The organism is Streptomyces sp. NPDC086519 (assembly GCF_040686075.1).
GTDB classification, from domain to species: domain Bacteria; phylum Actinomycetota; class Actinomycetes; order Streptomycetales; family Streptomycetaceae; genus Streptomyces; species Streptomyces shenzhenensis.
The window spans coordinates 184,612-200,204 of the sequence record NZ_JBFBJL010000003.1 but is presented as its reverse complement, the minus strand read 5'-3'; the positions used below and the strand labels follow the sequence as shown (position 1 = coordinate 200,204).

General features: G+C 67.7%; 19 protein-coding genes. All 19 read right to left on the bottom strand.

All coding sequences use genetic code 11. From position 1 onward, the window contains the following. Positions 1-25: 25 nt before the first annotated feature. The 19 genes from AB0P24_RS05445 to AB0P24_RS05355 all read right to left on the bottom strand — a co-directional run bounded on the left by AB0P24_RS05445 (position 26) and on the right by AB0P24_RS05355 (position 15,589). On the bottom strand, positions 26-799 hold the full coding sequence (locus AB0P24_RS05445; protein ID WP_365790888.1) for a hypothetical protein: 774 nt from the start codon (positions 797-799) through the stop codon (positions 26-28). Beyond that, positions 780-2,240, bottom strand: a complete 1,461-nt coding sequence (locus tag AB0P24_RS05440) for a phage portal protein (protein ID WP_365790887.1) — start codon at positions 2,238-2,240, stop codon at positions 780-782. Before AB0P24_RS05440 ends, AB0P24_RS05445 begins: the two co-directional genes overlap by 20 nt. Next, positions 2,237-4,015: a terminase gene (locus tag AB0P24_RS05435; RefSeq protein ID WP_365790886.1), complete on the bottom strand. Its 1,779-nt coding sequence runs from the start codon at positions 4,013-4,015 to the stop codon at positions 2,237-2,239. The genes AB0P24_RS05440 and AB0P24_RS05435 overlap by 4 nt, the downstream gene beginning before the upstream one ends. Continuing rightward, positions 4,005-4,361 (bottom strand): hypothetical protein, encoded by a 357-nt coding sequence (locus AB0P24_RS05430; RefSeq protein WP_365790885.1) that lies wholly within the window; start codon positions 4,359-4,361, stop codon positions 4,005-4,007. Before AB0P24_RS05430 ends, AB0P24_RS05435 begins: the two co-directional genes overlap by 11 nt. A 389-nt stretch (positions 4,362-4,750) precedes the next feature. Further along, entirely contained in the window at positions 4,751-5,251 is a 501-nt protein-coding gene (locus AB0P24_RS05425) for an HNH endonuclease (protein WP_365790884.1), read from the bottom strand. 335 nt (positions 5,252-5,586) lie between these two features. After that, positions 5,587-5,850, bottom strand: coding sequence for a hypothetical protein (locus tag AB0P24_RS05420; RefSeq protein WP_365790883.1), 264 nt, complete (start codon positions 5,848-5,850; stop codon positions 5,587-5,589). 23 nt (positions 5,851-5,873) lie between these two features. Then, complete coding sequence (locus AB0P24_RS05415; protein WP_365790882.1) at positions 5,874-6,074, bottom strand: hypothetical protein; 201 nt, start codon at positions 6,072-6,074, stop codon at positions 5,874-5,876. A 297-nt stretch (positions 6,075-6,371) separates the two neighbouring features. Next, positions 6,372-6,965, bottom strand: a complete 594-nt coding sequence (locus tag AB0P24_RS05410) for a DUF305 domain-containing protein (protein WP_365790881.1) — start codon at positions 6,963-6,965, stop codon at positions 6,372-6,374. Beyond that, positions 6,893-7,483: a hypothetical protein gene (locus tag AB0P24_RS05405; RefSeq protein WP_365790880.1), complete on the bottom strand. Its 591-nt coding sequence runs from the start codon at positions 7,481-7,483 to the stop codon at positions 6,893-6,895. The genes AB0P24_RS05410 and AB0P24_RS05405 overlap by 73 nt, the downstream gene beginning before the upstream one ends. A gap of 17 nt (positions 7,484-7,500) precedes the next feature. Further along, entirely contained in the window at positions 7,501-7,920 is a 420-nt protein-coding gene (locus AB0P24_RS05400; protein WP_365790879.1) for a hypothetical protein, read from the bottom strand. An 18-nt stretch (positions 7,921-7,938) separates the two neighbouring features. Next, positions 7,939-8,142, bottom strand: a complete 204-nt coding sequence (locus tag AB0P24_RS05395; protein WP_365790878.1) for a hypothetical protein — start codon at positions 8,140-8,142, stop codon at positions 7,939-7,941. A 13-nt stretch (positions 8,143-8,155) separates the two neighbouring features. After that, entirely contained in the window at positions 8,156-9,022 is an 867-nt protein-coding gene (locus AB0P24_RS05390; RefSeq protein ID WP_365790877.1) for an NAD-dependent epimerase/dehydratase family protein, read from the bottom strand. Then, a complete protein-coding gene (locus tag AB0P24_RS05385) occupies positions 9,022-9,612 on the bottom strand; it encodes a 3'-5' exoribonuclease (RefSeq protein ID WP_365790876.1) in 591 nt (196 codons plus the stop codon). The genes AB0P24_RS05390 and AB0P24_RS05385 overlap by 1 nt, the downstream gene beginning before the upstream one ends. Further along, positions 9,609-10,319, bottom strand: coding sequence for a hypothetical protein (locus AB0P24_RS05380; protein ID WP_365790875.1), 711 nt, complete (start codon positions 10,317-10,319; stop codon positions 9,609-9,611). The genes AB0P24_RS05385 and AB0P24_RS05380 overlap by 4 nt, the downstream gene beginning before the upstream one ends. A gap of 12 nt (positions 10,320-10,331) precedes the next feature. After that, positions 10,332-12,350 (bottom strand): glycosyl hydrolase family 28-related protein, encoded by a 2,019-nt coding sequence (locus AB0P24_RS05375; protein ID WP_365790874.1) that lies wholly within the window; start codon positions 12,348-12,350, stop codon positions 10,332-10,334. Continuing rightward, entirely contained in the window at positions 12,347-13,462 is a 1,116-nt protein-coding gene (locus tag AB0P24_RS05370) for a hypothetical protein (RefSeq protein ID WP_365790873.1), read from the bottom strand. Before AB0P24_RS05370 ends, AB0P24_RS05375 begins: the two co-directional genes overlap by 4 nt. A gap of 10 nt (positions 13,463-13,472) precedes the next feature. Then, entirely contained in the window at positions 13,473-13,865 is a 393-nt protein-coding gene (locus AB0P24_RS05365; protein WP_365790872.1) for a hypothetical protein, read from the bottom strand. Positions 13,866-13,868: 3 nt separating this feature from the next. Next, on the bottom strand, positions 13,869-14,156 hold the full coding sequence (locus AB0P24_RS05360; protein ID WP_365790871.1) for a hypothetical protein: 288 nt from the start codon (positions 14,154-14,156) through the stop codon (positions 13,869-13,871). Then, on the bottom strand, positions 14,150-15,589 hold the full coding sequence (locus AB0P24_RS05355; protein WP_365790870.1) for a hypothetical protein: 1,440 nt from the start codon (positions 15,587-15,589) through the stop codon (positions 14,150-14,152). The genes AB0P24_RS05360 and AB0P24_RS05355 overlap by 7 nt, the downstream gene beginning before the upstream one ends. Between the last annotated feature and the right edge of the window lie 4 nt (positions 15,590-15,593).

Sequence of the window (15,593 nt, the reverse complement as noted above, 5' to 3'; positions counted from 1 at the left end):
CCACCAGGGCAGCCAGTCGGAAAGGTCAGAGGGCAGCCGGAAGGTGCCCGTGTTCGGCGAGCGCCCGCCTGAACAGCCGGAGCTGGTCGCCCGAGTGGCCAGCGGCGTACTCGCGATAGAGCCGGTCCCACTCGCGTGCATGCGCGGACAGTTCGAACCGCTGCCCTTTGAACACCGGAATGGCCATGCAGTGACAGCCGTCGTGAGCCCGGAAGTCCACCGTGTCTTGCTTGTACACAGCCCCGCGGGCTGCGAGAAGCTTGCAGAACGCGCAAGCTCCCAACGCCGCCGAGCGGGCCCAGGCAACCGCCTGACGGTCGGCTCGCACAGCGCCCTGAACGGTGCCGCGGCCCGTATCCGTGACCAGTTTCTGGGCTACCGCCTCAGCCTTCTTCTCGGCTTGGCCAAGCCGAGTGTCCAACGGCTCGCGCTGAGCGTCCGTGGTCTTGGGATCCTCAGGGTCACGCGGCCACAGATCCTTCGTCGCCCACCGCAGCGAAGCGTCCGTCTGGTCCTGCGAAGGCGGATCGGCAACCGCGGCGGCGAACACGCCCGCCGCGCCCGCCGTATCCCGCTGCGTGTCGTAGAAGTCCGCAGCCAGCGACGATGACACCTGTGCGTACTGGGCTATCACCGCGTTCATCGCGGCGAGCCAGTCCGGCACAGAAGCCTGCAGCCGAGACGGAATGATCAGCCTGCGAAGGCCGCGGACGTCTCGCACCAGCAGCCTTGTCAGCCCGAGCTGAGCGGCCCGGTAGCGTTCGGCATCACGGCCCCCGTCAGAGACTGTTGCCGCCACCGGAGACCTCCGATGCCGACGGAAGCTGCGACGGCTGCTGGTCGTTCAGAGCGGCGAGACGCTCCATCAGGCCGCCACCCGTGGCCGCCGCACTCGACCGACGACGGTCCGCGGCAACCCGCTGCCGCTGCCCCTCCGTCAGACCGGCCATCTCCAGCGTGACGTCCGAGTCGGCAGGCAGTACTCCGGCCTGCACCAGCTTGACCGTGGCGTCCACCTGCGCCGCCACCGTCGGCGTCGCAGGGTTCCGCCACACCGTCTCAATGCGGCGCGCCTTGTCCGGCGGCTCACCGTCTCGCACCCACAACGCCAGCCGCATCGCCTGCTGCCAGGCCGCACCGAACCGGCGGATCCGGCGCTCGCTGCGCTTGACCAACTTCGACTCGGTCGACCGGATTGCGTCAGCCGAAGCAGGGTTGTCGGTGGTGTAGCCGAGCATGTGCGGAGGCAGACCGAACTGGCTCGACATGATGCGGGCATACAGGTCGATGATCTTCGTCATGCCGGTCGGGTCATGGGCAGCGAACTGGCCCACCGCCGGCACGTTGCCGTCCTCATCCCGCTCCAGCGCCAGCACACGCCCGATGTACGTCTCCCAAGCACTCTTGGCATTGCCCTCAGCATCCTGGAACGCCGACTCCGCTGCACCGAGAATGTAGCGCTGCGGAGCCCCGAAGAACTCGCTGGCCACCTCCATGCCCATCAGGCGCCGACACGCAGCATCCGTGATCGACATGACCTCCGGGGTGATCTCCGAACGGCCGATACGGTCCGCGGTGCGCTGCCGGTTCGCCATCCGCACCACCGGCACAACACCCAGGTTGTGCATGTCCCGATCGACAACCTCCCAGCCACCCGACTGCGACGGCAACGCCGTCACCGTCTGATCCGGCAGATACAGCACGAGCATGCGCTCTTCCGGCCCGGATTCGAGGAAGCTGTCAGCCAAGCACTCCCGCAGGGCCGCCGTCGCCATCCGCAGACGCGCATCCCACATCAGCGTCATGTCCAGGGGCGACTCAACCGAGATCAGCGGCGGCGTATCGGTGTCGTCGGAGGAGCCGACCGCCAGGTACTCGCGGCCGTAGACGAGAGCGTCCAAGTGCGCCAGCGACGACTCGTCGAACAAGTCATTGGCGTCCGCGATCTCATCCAGCTCCGCAGAATCCGAGCCGTCCTTCCAGCGGAACGCCTCCAAGTCCAGGCGCTCCTCCAGCGACTCCACACCCACCCGCGGCCAGCCGATCACCGTGTGCAGGCCTTTGAGCTGCGGAGGAATGCTAATGCCGAGATCCCGCACCAGCTGCTCGCCATTGAAGTAGGCGTCCCTCAGCGACAGCGCCAAGCGATCCCGCAGCATGTCCGCCCGCAGCACGCTGATCAGCGCCAGCTCATCGTCCGACAGCGTCAACAACGGCAGTTCAGGAATCGAGACGGTCACCGCAACACCACCACCCGTCCCTTGCCGCGCGACTTCGGCCGCTTCCCGTACTGCTTGCTGTTGAGGAGCTTCCGGCGAAGCATCCGGGCACCGACCATGCACACCGCAAGGTCGATCTTCCGTGCGGATTCACGGTGCTCCTTACCGATCGTGACGCCCCACGCATTCGTGCGCCGCCGGGCATTCGCCACATGCGTGCGCATCACCTTGTGGCCGTCGTGCGTCAAGCGCCGTTCCAGGATGTCCTCCCCGGTCCGCTTAACAGCGTCCGTGAACTCCTCCTGGTGGCGCGGAGCGCCCATGTCCCAGCGCACGGCGTGCTGCTTCGGGCCGGCCGTCACTGCATGCAGGATCAGCTTCGATCCATGCTCCTGGCCCCATTTGTCGAGGTACGAGTACCAGTAGCGCTCGCCGTCCTCGTCCTGGCCCGAACCCGGGTCGCAGAAGAACGCCAGCACCTTGTATGTGTTGAAGGCCCGCTCAACGACACCGTCGACCTCATCGCGCGGCACCGACCACGGAACGTCGAGGTTCCAGTTCGCCGGCCTCTGCCACACGCCCAGGGTGAAGACGTGTCCGTCCGACATCCGGCAGCCAGCCAGCGCTGTGGCGTCATCGGACTTGGAGCCGTCGAAGAACATGACGATCTCTTCGCCATCAAGAACATCCAGCGTGTCAGCCTTGCAGGCGTCCCATTCGTAGGGCGCCATCCAGGCATCCTCTGCCGCAACGATCATGTTGAACCAGAAGCGGCGCGACCTACTGGGCGGATTTCTGACATCAGCAATGGACTTCACGATCCGGTCCACGTTCAGCCATGTCGCGTCACCGCGGATCGATCGGATCACCGCCGGGGCATCCTCCACCGTCAGCGGCGCCTTCGGCGGAGCCTCGATCGAGTCGTACAGCAGGCCAGAATCCATGACCCGGCCAGCGTCGACAGCTTCCCAGGCTTCCCGATCCCGCTCAGCCACCGAGTCCTGGCCAGGCTCATAAGCGTTCGTGATACGCAGCGTGCGAGCCGCGCCGTCCGCAGACTTGGTGGCGTTCCGCTCGATCACATCAGCCATGTCGTGACCCGAGTTCGACGAATCCCAGTGGTGGGTCTCGTTGAGTAGGACGAACGTCGCCCGGGCGCCTTCCAGAGTCGACGGCGACGAGGTGACGGCCTGGATCAGCCGTGAGTCACCCAAGGCGTTGACGGTCTCCTTGCCGACCTGAATGCGGTAGTGCTCCTTCGCCTCCGCCGTGAACAGCGACGGGAACAGGCGCATCGTGTTCTTCGTCTGCTCAAGGCTCACTGCCGCGGTCTGAACCCAGGCCTCTGGGCTGTCCGTTGCGATCGGCGTACCGTCCGAAGCCCATCCGGCGAACCGGGACGGCCCCAGGGCCTCGCCTGCACACAGGCAGGCTCCGACCGGGTCCTTGCCCCAACCCTTCAGCCGTTGGAGGACTCCGTCGCGGTAGGCGAAGGTGCCGGACTCATCGAGGGCGAACCACCAGAGGATGAAGCGGGCTTGCTCGTCGGTGAAGCGCCACGGGACACCACGGGAGTGCTGCAGCCACACGCCGCACCAGCCGAGGAACTCCCAGCCGAGCGTCGCCTCCGGCAGCAGCCACGTGCCATCCGGGTTCCGCTGCCACGTCGGGCCGATCAGCTTCGGCTCCCACTCCAGTTCCGGCCGGGGAGCCACCGTCAGCAGCCGCTCCCGATACCAGTCGATGACGTCGTCGTGCCCGTCGTCCTGGCGCTCGACCGACCGCCTACGCGCCACGGCCCCAACGGGCCATCGCGGCCTGGCGAGCCGAAGCAGAGGCGTTGCCCTTGGCCGGCGCCTCCTCGTCGGGCAGCTTCAACCATCCGAGCAGGCGGGCCAGGACACCGCGGTGCTGCCGTAGTTCCTGAACGAGAGGCGAGGCCACAGGCTGGCCCATGCTTCCAGTGACCATGAGTTCGGCGTGCACCAGCTCGGCCTCAAGGCGCTCGATCAGGTCGATCTCACGGCAGGCATCCTCAAGGACACGCAACTCGTCGATGCGTAGCTCGTAGTTCCCCGCGATCTCCGACCAGACCACCAGGGCCTTGTCGCCGAGACCCTCAGGGGGTTCGATCTTGGACATGGCGACCCTCCTGGGGTCTCGTGAAAGCCCACCAGGGGCCGAAAAAATACAGCTCAGGCGCACGCAGATCGGGAGCTTCTAGACGGCCCCGATCCGGGAAGATCGCCTAGGGGGGATCCGCCCCCAGGGGGCTCGCGCCGGCGGGCCTGCCCGGGTCCGTAGTGGATCATGCAGATCCAGCCTCAAGACGATCTTTGGTCAAGCTTGATCGACTCGCTTTCGATCTTCTCGATTCGATCTCCGTTCGCTGATCAGTCGATGAGTGATCGACTCGCCGTGCAGAGAGACATCGACCCAGACCGCATCTGCCTGGCTCTCCCCTGCCTGCCGTGCCCACCGCCCGGCTGGCGCCTCCCCTGGGGGTACAGGAGCAGCCTCGTGGCCTACCGTCAGCCGGCCCGACCGAACCGCATGACGACGTCGGTCATCTCCCTGTCTCCCTTGCTGCTGTTGCAGCCGAGGTGAGCGCTCTGCACGTTGGCCATGGAGTGGGTGCCGCCTCGGGATAGCGGAACGATGTGGTCGACGCTCGCACTCATCGGATCAGGCCAGGCGATGCTCGGGTCGATGGACTGATGGCACAGCTTGCAGGTCCACTCATCCCTGGTGTGCACGACGATGGGAGCGAACGACTCAGCAGTCTGAGACTGCTCAACCAGGGCTCGACGTCGAGCGTCGTAGGCCGCGGCGCGCTCAGGGTAGAGAGTCCGCCAGTGCCCCTTCTCCTGGCGGCGGCGACGCTCGCGGGCGCGCTGACCTTCGCCGTACCTGTGATGGGGCCACATGCCGTGCTCGTCCTTGTAGGCCCGGTTCCATTTGCGCATGCGGTCAGCGTTGAAGGCTCGTTTGCAGTCGATGGCGCCGCATTGTTTGCGGCGCTGGTTGGTCATGGGGTCGCCACAGTAGGGGCACGGTCGCGCGTTAGCCTTCCGTCGCTCCTCGGCTTCTCTGCGAGCCGCGGCCCGCTCTGCGGCGTAGCGTCCGTCTACGAGGGTGCGCTGGTATTTGACGGCTGATCGGCAGTTCGCCGAGCAGTAGGTGGGTATAGGGCCGCCTCTACCAACCTTCTTCTCGGCGCCACACCGGGCGCAGTTGATGAAAGCGGGGCGTGTAGCTTTGGACATGTCGGTCCTGTCGTCTCAGGGTCGGCCACGCCCCGGGACTGTTACAGCAGTCGCCGGGGTCTACTTGTTCAACGCCGAGGTGTGGCTGGGCAGTTCCGCTGTCAGCGGCCCTTCTTGCTGCCGCCTCGCATGGCCTTGGCGTGCGCGCTCGTGGTCATGCCGGTTGCGGCCATGTGCCTGAGCTGGCAGTAGCCCTTGGCTCGTGGTCCCATGAACTTACTGACCTGGCGCACGCAGCGCGACCAGTCTCCGGGTGTCCCCCACTTGATCTTGGCTGCGCCTGCTCCGTGGGCCCAGTAGTCGCGGAGCGTCTGGGCGTTGCCGCCGCCTTTGCGTCCGCCGTTGCCCTGTCGTCCGCGTGCCATCATTGCCGCCTCTCCGAGTCGGTTCACTTCTGCTGTGGCGCGGGCTCTTGGTCTTCGTCTACCCGCATGACGCAGGCGATCTGCTCGCGGGGGACGGCGTAGCAGGGGCCGTCTTGGCCGTGGAAGGTGACCCAGTGGGGGGTGAAGTTGACGGTGAGGTGGTCGTCTTCGAGGCGGACGTCTTCGCCGCGGCGTTCGTTGTGGACGATGACGTAGGTGGGCATTGGTTCACCTCAGCCCGGGGTGTGGTTCTTCGGGCCGGCGCCGTCCGGGGCGGGGGTTGGCGCGCTGGGCGGCGTTGCCTTCGCGGCTGGACTTCTGGTCGTGGCAGGGTCCACACACGCCTTGTAGGTCGGCTGCCCCATTCCGGTCGGCCTTGGCTTCGATGTGGTCGCAGTGGGTGGACGGTCGCACGCCGCAGATTTTGCAGGTGGGGTCGCGTGCGAGGATGCGTGCGCGGATGCGTTCCCACCCGGATGGCAGCCGGCTCTTGCGGTCGCTCCCGGCCCAGCCGCCGGGCATCAGCCCATGCCGCCGCAGTTGCAGCCGCTGGGCCCGTCGGGTCCGTCCATCATGCCCGTGTCTCCGCTGTCCCCGCCGTCGCCTTGGTCGCCTTCGGCGGTGATTTCGATGCCAGCTTGCTGGAGCCAGTTGCGCATGTCGGTTGCGGCCTGGCCTTGCGTCTGTACGACGCCGCGGGCGAGGTCGGCGATACGGGACTGCCTTTGTGCGGGGCTGCTGTTGTCGAGGTAGCCCTGGGCGATGGCGACGCCTGCTTCGCTGTGTTGGATCATCAGGTCGAGGAACTGGATGTCGTCCAGGCTGATGGCCACCGTGTCTCCTTCATTCGTCTGGGCTGCGTTCGGTGTCGCTGGTGAGTGCCCATCCGTTGAAACCTGCGCGTTGTCCGGGCGGGCTGCTTGTGGTGGCGACGCTGTACAGCCGGACGGCCGCTGCTTCGGCTCGGCTGAGTGGGTCGTCGTCGCTGCCGTGTATTTCGACGGTAATCTCGCGGATGCCGTCGGCCAGCTTGACCGTGACGTCAGGCATCGGTCGGCTTGGTGGCGGGCTCGTTGCGGGGCCGGAGGGCGCTCTTCGCTGCAAGGACCCCGCACTCGTAGCCGTGCATCCAGACGGTCGGGTGTTCCTGCTGGGCGTTCATGATCTCGGGCTTGGATGATGCCCTGCGGACTCGTTCGATGGCTTCGGCCTGCGCGTCGCGTTCCTTGCGGAGTCCGGCGGCGGCGTTGCGGATGTCGTCCCAGTCGCGGGTGCGGTCCATGCCGAGCGCGTCGAGGAGTTCGTTCTTCCACTTGGCGAGGCGGTCCATGTCGCGGGCGATGTCAGTGCGCTCGTGGGCGAGCCGCAGCCCGTCGGGCTCTCGCATGTCACACAGGAAGAGCGGGCGGCCGTCGGATCCGAGCGGCGCGTCGTTGGCGGGGATGTCGACGGTGGTTTCGAAGCAGAGGACGGCGCGGGCGCCGGTGCGTGCGGTGATGTCGCCGTCGGCGAGGTCGCGGCGGAGCGCTTCGAATGCGGGCTCGTCGCGCGGTACCTGGTCGACGATGAGCAGGTAGGGCGGCCGGTCGTCTCCGCTGCCTTCGGGGAGTTCGAGGATTTGCAGGCGTGCCATGGCGCGGGCTCCTGTGGTCAGTGGTGGGGCTTCCAGCGGGGTCCGCGTAGCACTTCGGGTACGTCGCTGGTGGTGATTGCCGGGGTGGCCAGCCAGTGGCCGATGCGTGAGCTGGTGCGCGGTTTCGGCTCGGGCGTCTGCGGTTGATCGAGTCTGGCGAGGATCTCGGGCGTGATGCCGTGGGCGTGCGCGAGATCGAGCAGCTCGGGGCAGTCGTTGAGGTTGTCGACGTTCGGCAGGCCCCAGTCGTCGTTGCCACAGCCCTTGCAGGCGGCCCAGGCGAGGCAGTCGGGGTCGAGGCAGTGCCGGGCGAGAATGCGGCGGTCTGCCTCGCAGCGGAGCCGGACGCCGTCGGTCTGACTGGGTGGCCACTCGTTCTCGTCGAGTAGGCGCTCGGCGGTGTCGACTTGCTGCGTGATCCAGTCGTGGAGATCCATGGCGCGGGCTCCGTTGGCTCAGGTGCGGGATGCGCCGCACCACTGGCAGCGCGGGGCGATGCTGTGTGGGACGCCACGGCCGTGGCGTCCGCGTTTGTGGAGGTAGCGCATGCGGGCGGCGTAGGCCCGCGAGTAGATGGCCGTGTACAGGTTGTAGAGGCCGCCGTCCTCGCGCTTGAAGCTGGGGATGTGGTGGTAGGCGAGCCGCTGTGTGGCGTTCATGCGCCGCCTCCCGTCAGGCGTTGAGCGCCCGCCGCACGCCTTCTTCCAGCGTCACGGTGGGCACGTAGTGGTTGAGCATCCGTGAGGGGGCGCTGACGCGGTGGTGGACGCCTCGGGGTGCGTCGGCCCGGTGCTTGAGGTGCGGCTGGTAGCCGGCGGCCGTGCATACGATGCGGGCGAGGTCATCGAAGCTGGTCGCCCGTCCCCAGCCGAGGTTGACGGGCCCGGTGACGTCGGCGTCCAACAGCGCGAGGGTGGCGCCGACGAGGTCGTCGATGTGGATCCAGTCGCGTGTGGAGTCGCCGCTGCCCCAGATTTCGAATGGGTCGTCGCGGCGTTTGGCCCGCTGGATGAACGCGGGGAACGGGTATGCCTCGTCCTGGTCCTCGCCGAACCCGGAGAATGGGCGGGGGATGAGGATGCGGCAGCCTTCCGCCTCGGCGTAGGCGGCGAGCTTCTCCCCCGTCAGCTTGGCCCAGCCGTAGGTTGCGTCGGGTTCTTCCATGTACGAGAGGTTGATGTCCTCTTCGTACAGGCGCCGCACGTCGCCGGGCTGCTGAAGCGCGACCGGGTAGGCCGCAGACGAACTGAAGTACACGGCACGCGGGGTGCCGGTGCGGATCAGCCAGCGCATGTACCAGGCGTCCAGGGCGAGGTTGGTGGCGACGCCGAGGGGGCTGCCGTCGATGCTGGCCCGGCCGCCGACGATCGCCGCCGCATGGATCGCGAGGTTCCAGGTGCTGTCATCGCGCCGGAAAAAGTCGAGGGCGTCCCGCCCGTCGGCGAGGTCGATGCCGGTGACGTACCAGCCTCGGGCATCCATCGCCGCGTGCAGGTGACGGCCTACGAAGCCCAGGTGGCCGGTGAGCAGGACGCGCATCAGGCCTCCCTCACGCTCCGATCGGCCAGCCAGCGCCGGACGGTCTGGTTGTGGCGGGCGTCAGCCAGCGCGTTGTGCTCGCCGGACTCCTGCTTGGGCAGGTCGTCCCAGCCGAGACCGAGTCGGCGGGCTTCCTGCTGGATGTCGTTGGTGAACATCGGCACGCCTTCGGGCAGGCGGACCATGGGTCCCCAGAGCTGGGCCAGGGCGACGTGGTCGTAGGCCCCGTAGTTCGCCCACAGTTCGACGTCCGACCCCACCGTCTGGATGAAGTCGCGTACCTCGTTGGCGATCACCCAGTGCGGTTTCACCTGGGTGTCTTTGGTATCCGCGCCGACCATGGTCAACGTGCCCTTGGGGTAGCTGTTGGCGGGGATCGCGAGGTAACTGTCCAGTGATGCCCGCCCGGTGATGGGCAGGGACGGCAGGACGTTCCTGATCAGCCAGTCGTTCTCTCGGATGCGCTCCCAGGGGGCGTCGGAGTTGACGGCGTAGTACTCGCGGCCGTCGTCGCACACCATGCCGATGGAGATCAGCTCGATGGTGCGGCCGTCCTCCAAGAACTCCAGGTCGTAGTCGATGACCGTCACCCGGCCTCCTCGACGAGCTTGCGCAGCTTGGCCAGGTCGGCGCCGAGGCCGCCTTCGTCGCGGTAGGCGTAATAGGCGGCGGCATCCTTGGAGACCTGCTCGCTGCTGTTGACCTCTTCGTAGCCCGCATCGCTCGGCGCCTTGCCAGCGGCCGGGTGTAGGTGCTCGATGATGACGTCGGGCAGGTAGGTGATGCGCTGCATCCCGTTGCCCCAGTCGATCCAGACAAGGTCGGCGCACAGGTGCTCCAGCTGCGGAGGCGTGAAGTAGCCGAGCGTCTGGACGATGTCCGAGGTCATTGCCACGGCCGTGGCCATCTTCTCGCCCTGTAGTAGGTCGTTGCCGTAGACGATGCCGGGACCGCCGGACAGGCACTCCCGGAAGCGTTCGTCCCAGGGACGGTCTGCGGGCCGGGGCCGGTGGTCGTCGCCCATGAACGCGAGGAACCGGTAGGCGTCGGCGTTCTTCACCGCGGCCTGGTTCAACGTGCCGACGAGTCGCTTCCGCGCCCAGTACACGAACCGCACCCGGGCGTCGTCCGCATAGGCCTTGGCCTGCGCCTTGTACGCGGCGAGTTCGGGGTCGTCCTTGTCGACGCAGAACAGCAGGTCCGCGGTGGCCCCGGTGTCGTCCCAAGCGGCCATGATCTCCGGGATCGCCTGAGGTCGGCCGCGGGTGGGGATGATGACGAGCAGATCGTCGGCCATGGCGCGGGCTCCTTACGCGGGTTCGACGATGAGCCACGCGACGGTGCTGGTGTCCGACGCGCTGCTGGACTGGATGGTGAACGAGGTTCCGGCCGTTCGGGTTGAAACGCGTAGCCATCCAGGGGTGCCGCCGTCGGCATTCGAGGTGATGTAGATCCGCGAGGTCGCGGTGACGGCGGTGGTGGCTACCGCCTTCACCCCGCCGACGAGTACCGCCGTGCCCATCTTGGCGTTGGTGCCCTCTTTGACCCGCAGGCCTTTACCGGCGAGGCCGATGATGATGTCCGAGTCGGGGGTGCCGATCTGGGCGGCTCCCTGGCGGCCCCAGGTGGTGTCGCGCGCGCTGGAGCCGCCTGCGCCGAACTCCTGGTTGCCGCTGCCCAGGAGCCTGAACCGGTCGACGGTGTCCGCGCCGTTGACGTTGATGGCCAGGGCATTGTTGCCTGCGGCTACGGGGCGGAGGCTGACGCGGGCGTTGGTCGGCAGCCGGAAGTCGAGGCTGCCGATGTGCTCCATGTTGTTGCCGTCGACGCGGGTGACGACCATCGGGAAGTTCGTGAACCAGTTCGTGGACGCGGCGCCGGAGCCTTGGAAGTCGGCGCCGAGGACGCGGACGCTCTGCCCGGAGGCGACGTTGATGGTCTGCTGGACGCCCGCGGTGCCGGTCGACACGACCGGGGAGGAGAATCGGCAGTTGAGGATGTGCCCGGTCGCGGTCCCGGACCAGTTGACGTCGTAGTTGGTGCCCGTGGCGCCCTGACCCGACTGCGAAAAGAAGATCTTGTGGAAGTAGATGCCGACGCCCGTGCCGTCGACCTGCGCGCCGTGCCCGCTGTTGTTGATGATCCGAAGGGAGTCGACGTGGACGTGCTGAGCGCCGCCACTGATCTTGATTCCCACGATGCCCTGCTGGATCACGCCGCCGGAGATCTGAACGTTCTGCGGTGACCCGTTCGCCCCGTCCTCCACCAGCACGTTCGGGGCGAGGCTGTTCGGCCCCAGCGCGTCGAGGTTCTTGACGAAAGTGGCAGCACAGTTGCCGACCACGTGGAACGCTGACCCGGTACCGGCCTGCATCCAGGCGATGACGTTCTCCAGCAGCACGTCCCATGCATCCTCGATGCGGACACCGTCCGCATTCGCGTTCGCGCCGGTGGCGACACCGCCCTGCTGGATGTGGACGTCGGTGACGAAGCTGTTGACGGCGTAGCCCTGCGCAGTGTGGCCGAGGAAGTAGATCCCGCCCGCGCACTGGTTGATGCGGAGCCGGGAGAGCTGGGTGCCGTGCGGGTTGCTGGTGCTACCGGAGCTGGTGGCGAGCGCGCGGATCGCGTAGCCGTTGAGGTACCAGAACTGGCAGCTGTCGACCTTGAGCCTGCGGGCGCCGCTGACGGCGATGCCGTGCGCGGCTGGGTTGCTGGTAGTGGTCGAGCTGGCACCGCTGACGCTGAGGTCCATGATCTGCGCGTTGGCGCCAGTCACGCTGATCGCGGTCGACCCGGTGAAGCCGGAACCGACGAGGATCTTTGTTGCCTCCGCGCCCGCACCGCGCACGGTGACGGCGTTGACTATGATGCTGAGCCCGCTGGAGCCGTTCAGCAGGTAGCTGCCGGCCGGAAGGTAGATGGTTCCGCCGTTCGCTCCGACGGCGGCGATGGCGGCTTGGATGGCCGTGGTGTCGTCGGTGACGCCGTCACCAGCAGCGTTGTAGGGGGCTTTGCGGACGTTGATCCAGTCGATGGGGATGAGGCTGTTCGCGTAGGCGCGGTCGCCGTGCGGGTCGGTGGCGGCGACGTGTGCGGCGATCTGCTCGGTCGTGTCTTCCGCTGCCGCTGCGGTGGCCGCAGCCTGTGCTGCGTTCGCCGCGCCAGCCGGGTCGGCACCGACATCGCCGGCGTCAAGTTCCACGCCGCCGGTCTGGCCGTTGACGGAGGATACGAGTCCGGCGGTTACGTCGATGACGGTGGCCGCCTGTCCGCCGGTGACGTCGATCGTGTCGGGTTCGGTTTCGCCAGTGACCTGGATTTTCACTGGGTCACCTCCGGGTCGACGATCGCCTTCCCTTTGAGGATTCGGACCACGGTGGTGCCCATGCTCATCTCCAGGTCCCAGCGCCCGTTCTGTAGGAGGGTGGCGGTGACGGTGGCGGGGATGGCGAGGCGGACGGCCGGGCCGAGGATGGTCAGGTAGGGAGTGAGATCGAGGAGGAGGGTGGCATCGGGGGCGGCTGCGGTACGGATCTGGGCGCGCGCTGTCCAGCCGTCCCACGTGAAGCCGGCGTCGGTGACCGTGTACGTCTGCACGAATGTGCTGCCCTGCTCGATGACCAGGTCGAAGTCTCCCGCCGCCAACGCTGCCACCTCCGGTATGGGTGAGCTGGACGCATCCGCCATCAACGCCGATTCGCCAGCGAGTACGGCTGTGGCCCGCATGGAGACGGTCGGGGTGGCGGTGATGCTGGTGTCTGCGGTGAGGGGGGCTGCGGCGTGTGCGGAGACTACGGCGCCCGCGGCGAGGCTGCTGTCGGCGGTGAGCGCGGCTGCCCCGTCCCACACGGCTCCGTCGGAGAGGGTGTTGAACAGGTCGAGGGTGGCTTCGTCGGCGGTGCCGGCGTCGCGGTGTGCGCTCATGTCGAGCGCACACGTCTCGGTGCTGGACGTCACCCAAGCAGGGGTGGCGAGGGTGCGCCGGTTGGTCCACGTCGACCCGTCGGGTGACGTGTCCCAGTACACGCTGCTGCCGTCCTCGCGGAGCCGCAGGAACTTGTGCGTGGTCGGCGAGTAGGTGATGTCGACGCTGCCGGGGTCGCTGTAGCTGGTGTCGTTCTTGCAGCGCAGTAGCCCGGTCACCGAGTCGATTAGGAACCCGATCCGGTTGCCGCTGGTGTCGATGTCGGGTGCGTTGACGAGGACACCGATGTACGCCTCGGTTGCAGTGGACGCGGCTGGGATGCTGGTGACGGCCACGTAGAAGGTGGCGCCTGCCATGGTCCAGCTGTAGGCGGTCTGGTAGCCGGCGAAGCTGGTGGTGCAGGGGATGTGGGCTTTGCCGCCGGATTCGGTGACGCCGCCGTAGCTGTTGCCCCAGTCGGGTCCGATCATGCCGTCGTTGAAGTTGTCGGTGAGGGTTGAGAGGGAGGGCATGGGCGCCTCCCTACGAGATCGACATCGTCAAAGCCCCTGCAACGAGCCTGAACTCATCACCTGCGGCGACGGTGCGGGAGGCGGTGAGTGCCCCGTACCAGAGGCGCACTGGGGTCCCGGCACTGTCCCAGATTTCGACGCCGACGACCGTTGCGGCCGGCATGTTGGTGTAGACGAGGTCGGCCGAGTTGCTGGTGGCGCCGCTGACGGCTGCGGCGGCAGACAGGCTCTGCCGGGCGTATCCGCCACCGGCGACCTCGGTGCCTGCGGCGGTGTCGCTGCCGTTGGCGGTGACGAGTGCGACCTTTAGCGGGGTGGTGGGGGCGGTCGGGCTGTTCCCGAAGAGGAAGTCGAGGGCCCGGTTTTCGCCGGTGTTGCTGAGGTTGTCGCTGATCGGATTCACCTCCTAGGTGACGGAGAGGACTCCGGATTTGCGGACGATGTTCTCGACGCCGGGCGGATCGAGGTTGATCCACACCCGGTAGTCGCCCGGAACGAGGACGAGGCCGCTGTCGGGGCCGACGAGGATGCGGGCGTCCGTACCGGACCATTCGGCGTCGTGCCATTCGCTGTCGGCGGGGTCGGCGCGGTGGGCTACGACTGCGATGCGCACCGGGGTGCTGGCGGGGTCGACGCCGGCCGGGAGGGTGACGGGGATGTGCAGGTATTCGGTGGAGGAGGCTGGGATCACCACGGTGTACCTGCCTCCCATCCGCTGGCCTGCGGCGCACTGATGGGCCACGGATCACCGCGCGGCGGCCCTGCCGCCCACGGGCTGTAGGGCACTCCGACGGCGACGCCACCGTCGCCGTGAGCGGACTGCGTTGTGCCACTGGCTGTGAGGGCGGCCGTGATGGCGGTGGCCGCAGCATCGAGGACCGCGGTGGTGCCTGTTGCGGCGAGTGCCGCAGCAGCGTTGAGGTCGACGTCTGCAGACGTTGTGCGGGTGCCGGCTGCCGTGAGGGCGACTGCCTCGTTCAGCGCAGCGTCCCCGAGGACGGGCGGCGTGCCCGTGACTCCGCCGGCCGCGAGCGTGGCTGTGGCTGCCAGTGCAGCGGTGGCGCTGTAGGCGGCCTTCCCTTGTGCGGCCAGATCGGCGGTGCCGGACAATCCGGTGTCGGCTTGGGTTCTGCGTACTGCGCTGGCGTCGAGTGCGACTGTCACTGCGAGGTCTGTAGCGCCGGTGGTGGCACGCTGCCCGGCCGCTGCGACGGCTGCTACCGCCGCGAGTGCGGCCTCACCAGCGACTGCCTTCTGCCCGGCTGCGGCCAGGCTCGCGTTCGCCGTGAGCGCCGCGTCGTCGACCGCGGCAGTGACGCCAGCGGCGGCGAGGTCCGCCGACACGGCGAGGCTCGCCGTACCGGTCGTGGCGCGGGTGCCGTCTGCCGCGAGTCCGGCTGCGGCTGCCAGGCCTGCATCGCCAGCGGTGGCGTGAGTCCCGGTTGCGCCCAGGGCGGCTGTGGCAGCCAGCGCTGAACCGCTGGCGGCAGCCCGCAGGCCCGACGTGGTCAGGGTTGCGGCCCCGGTGAGCGCAGTGGAGCCTGCCGCGGCTCGTAGCCCGGTGACGGTGAGTGTGGCAGTGCTGGATGATGCCGCGTCGCCCGAGGTGCCGGTGACGACGTCCGCCGCGACGAAGTCGTCGAATCTGAGCGCGCTGGTCGATTCGGCGCGGACACCGACGGATGTTCCAGTGGTGACAGCCGTGTTGGTGACGGATACGCGGGCGATGCCGTTGACGTAGCCGGTGATGGTGCTGCCGATGGCTTGGATCTTCGCGACGTCACCTGCGACGGCTGCTGCCGCGTAGCTGCCGATGGAGACGAACGAACCGCCGACGACGCTGAAGAGGTTCCAGCTCGTCCCGTCGTTGCGCCACAGGTAGCCCTGGCTGATGTTGCTGTTGCCGCGGCACCAGATGCCGTGGCTGACGGCCGCGGTGGCGGCGATGGTGATCTGCACCGAGTGGTCGCTGGTCGCCATTGCGGTAGCCGCGCGCAGGATGATCGTTCCGCCCGCCGAGCCCGAGGAGAGCTGCTGGGAGACGATCGACCAGGTGCCGCTGACCTGAACCCAGTTGGCGCCGGGGCTCCCGTCGGCGCGGTTGAAGTCGTCGCTGAAGGTGGTCACGGCG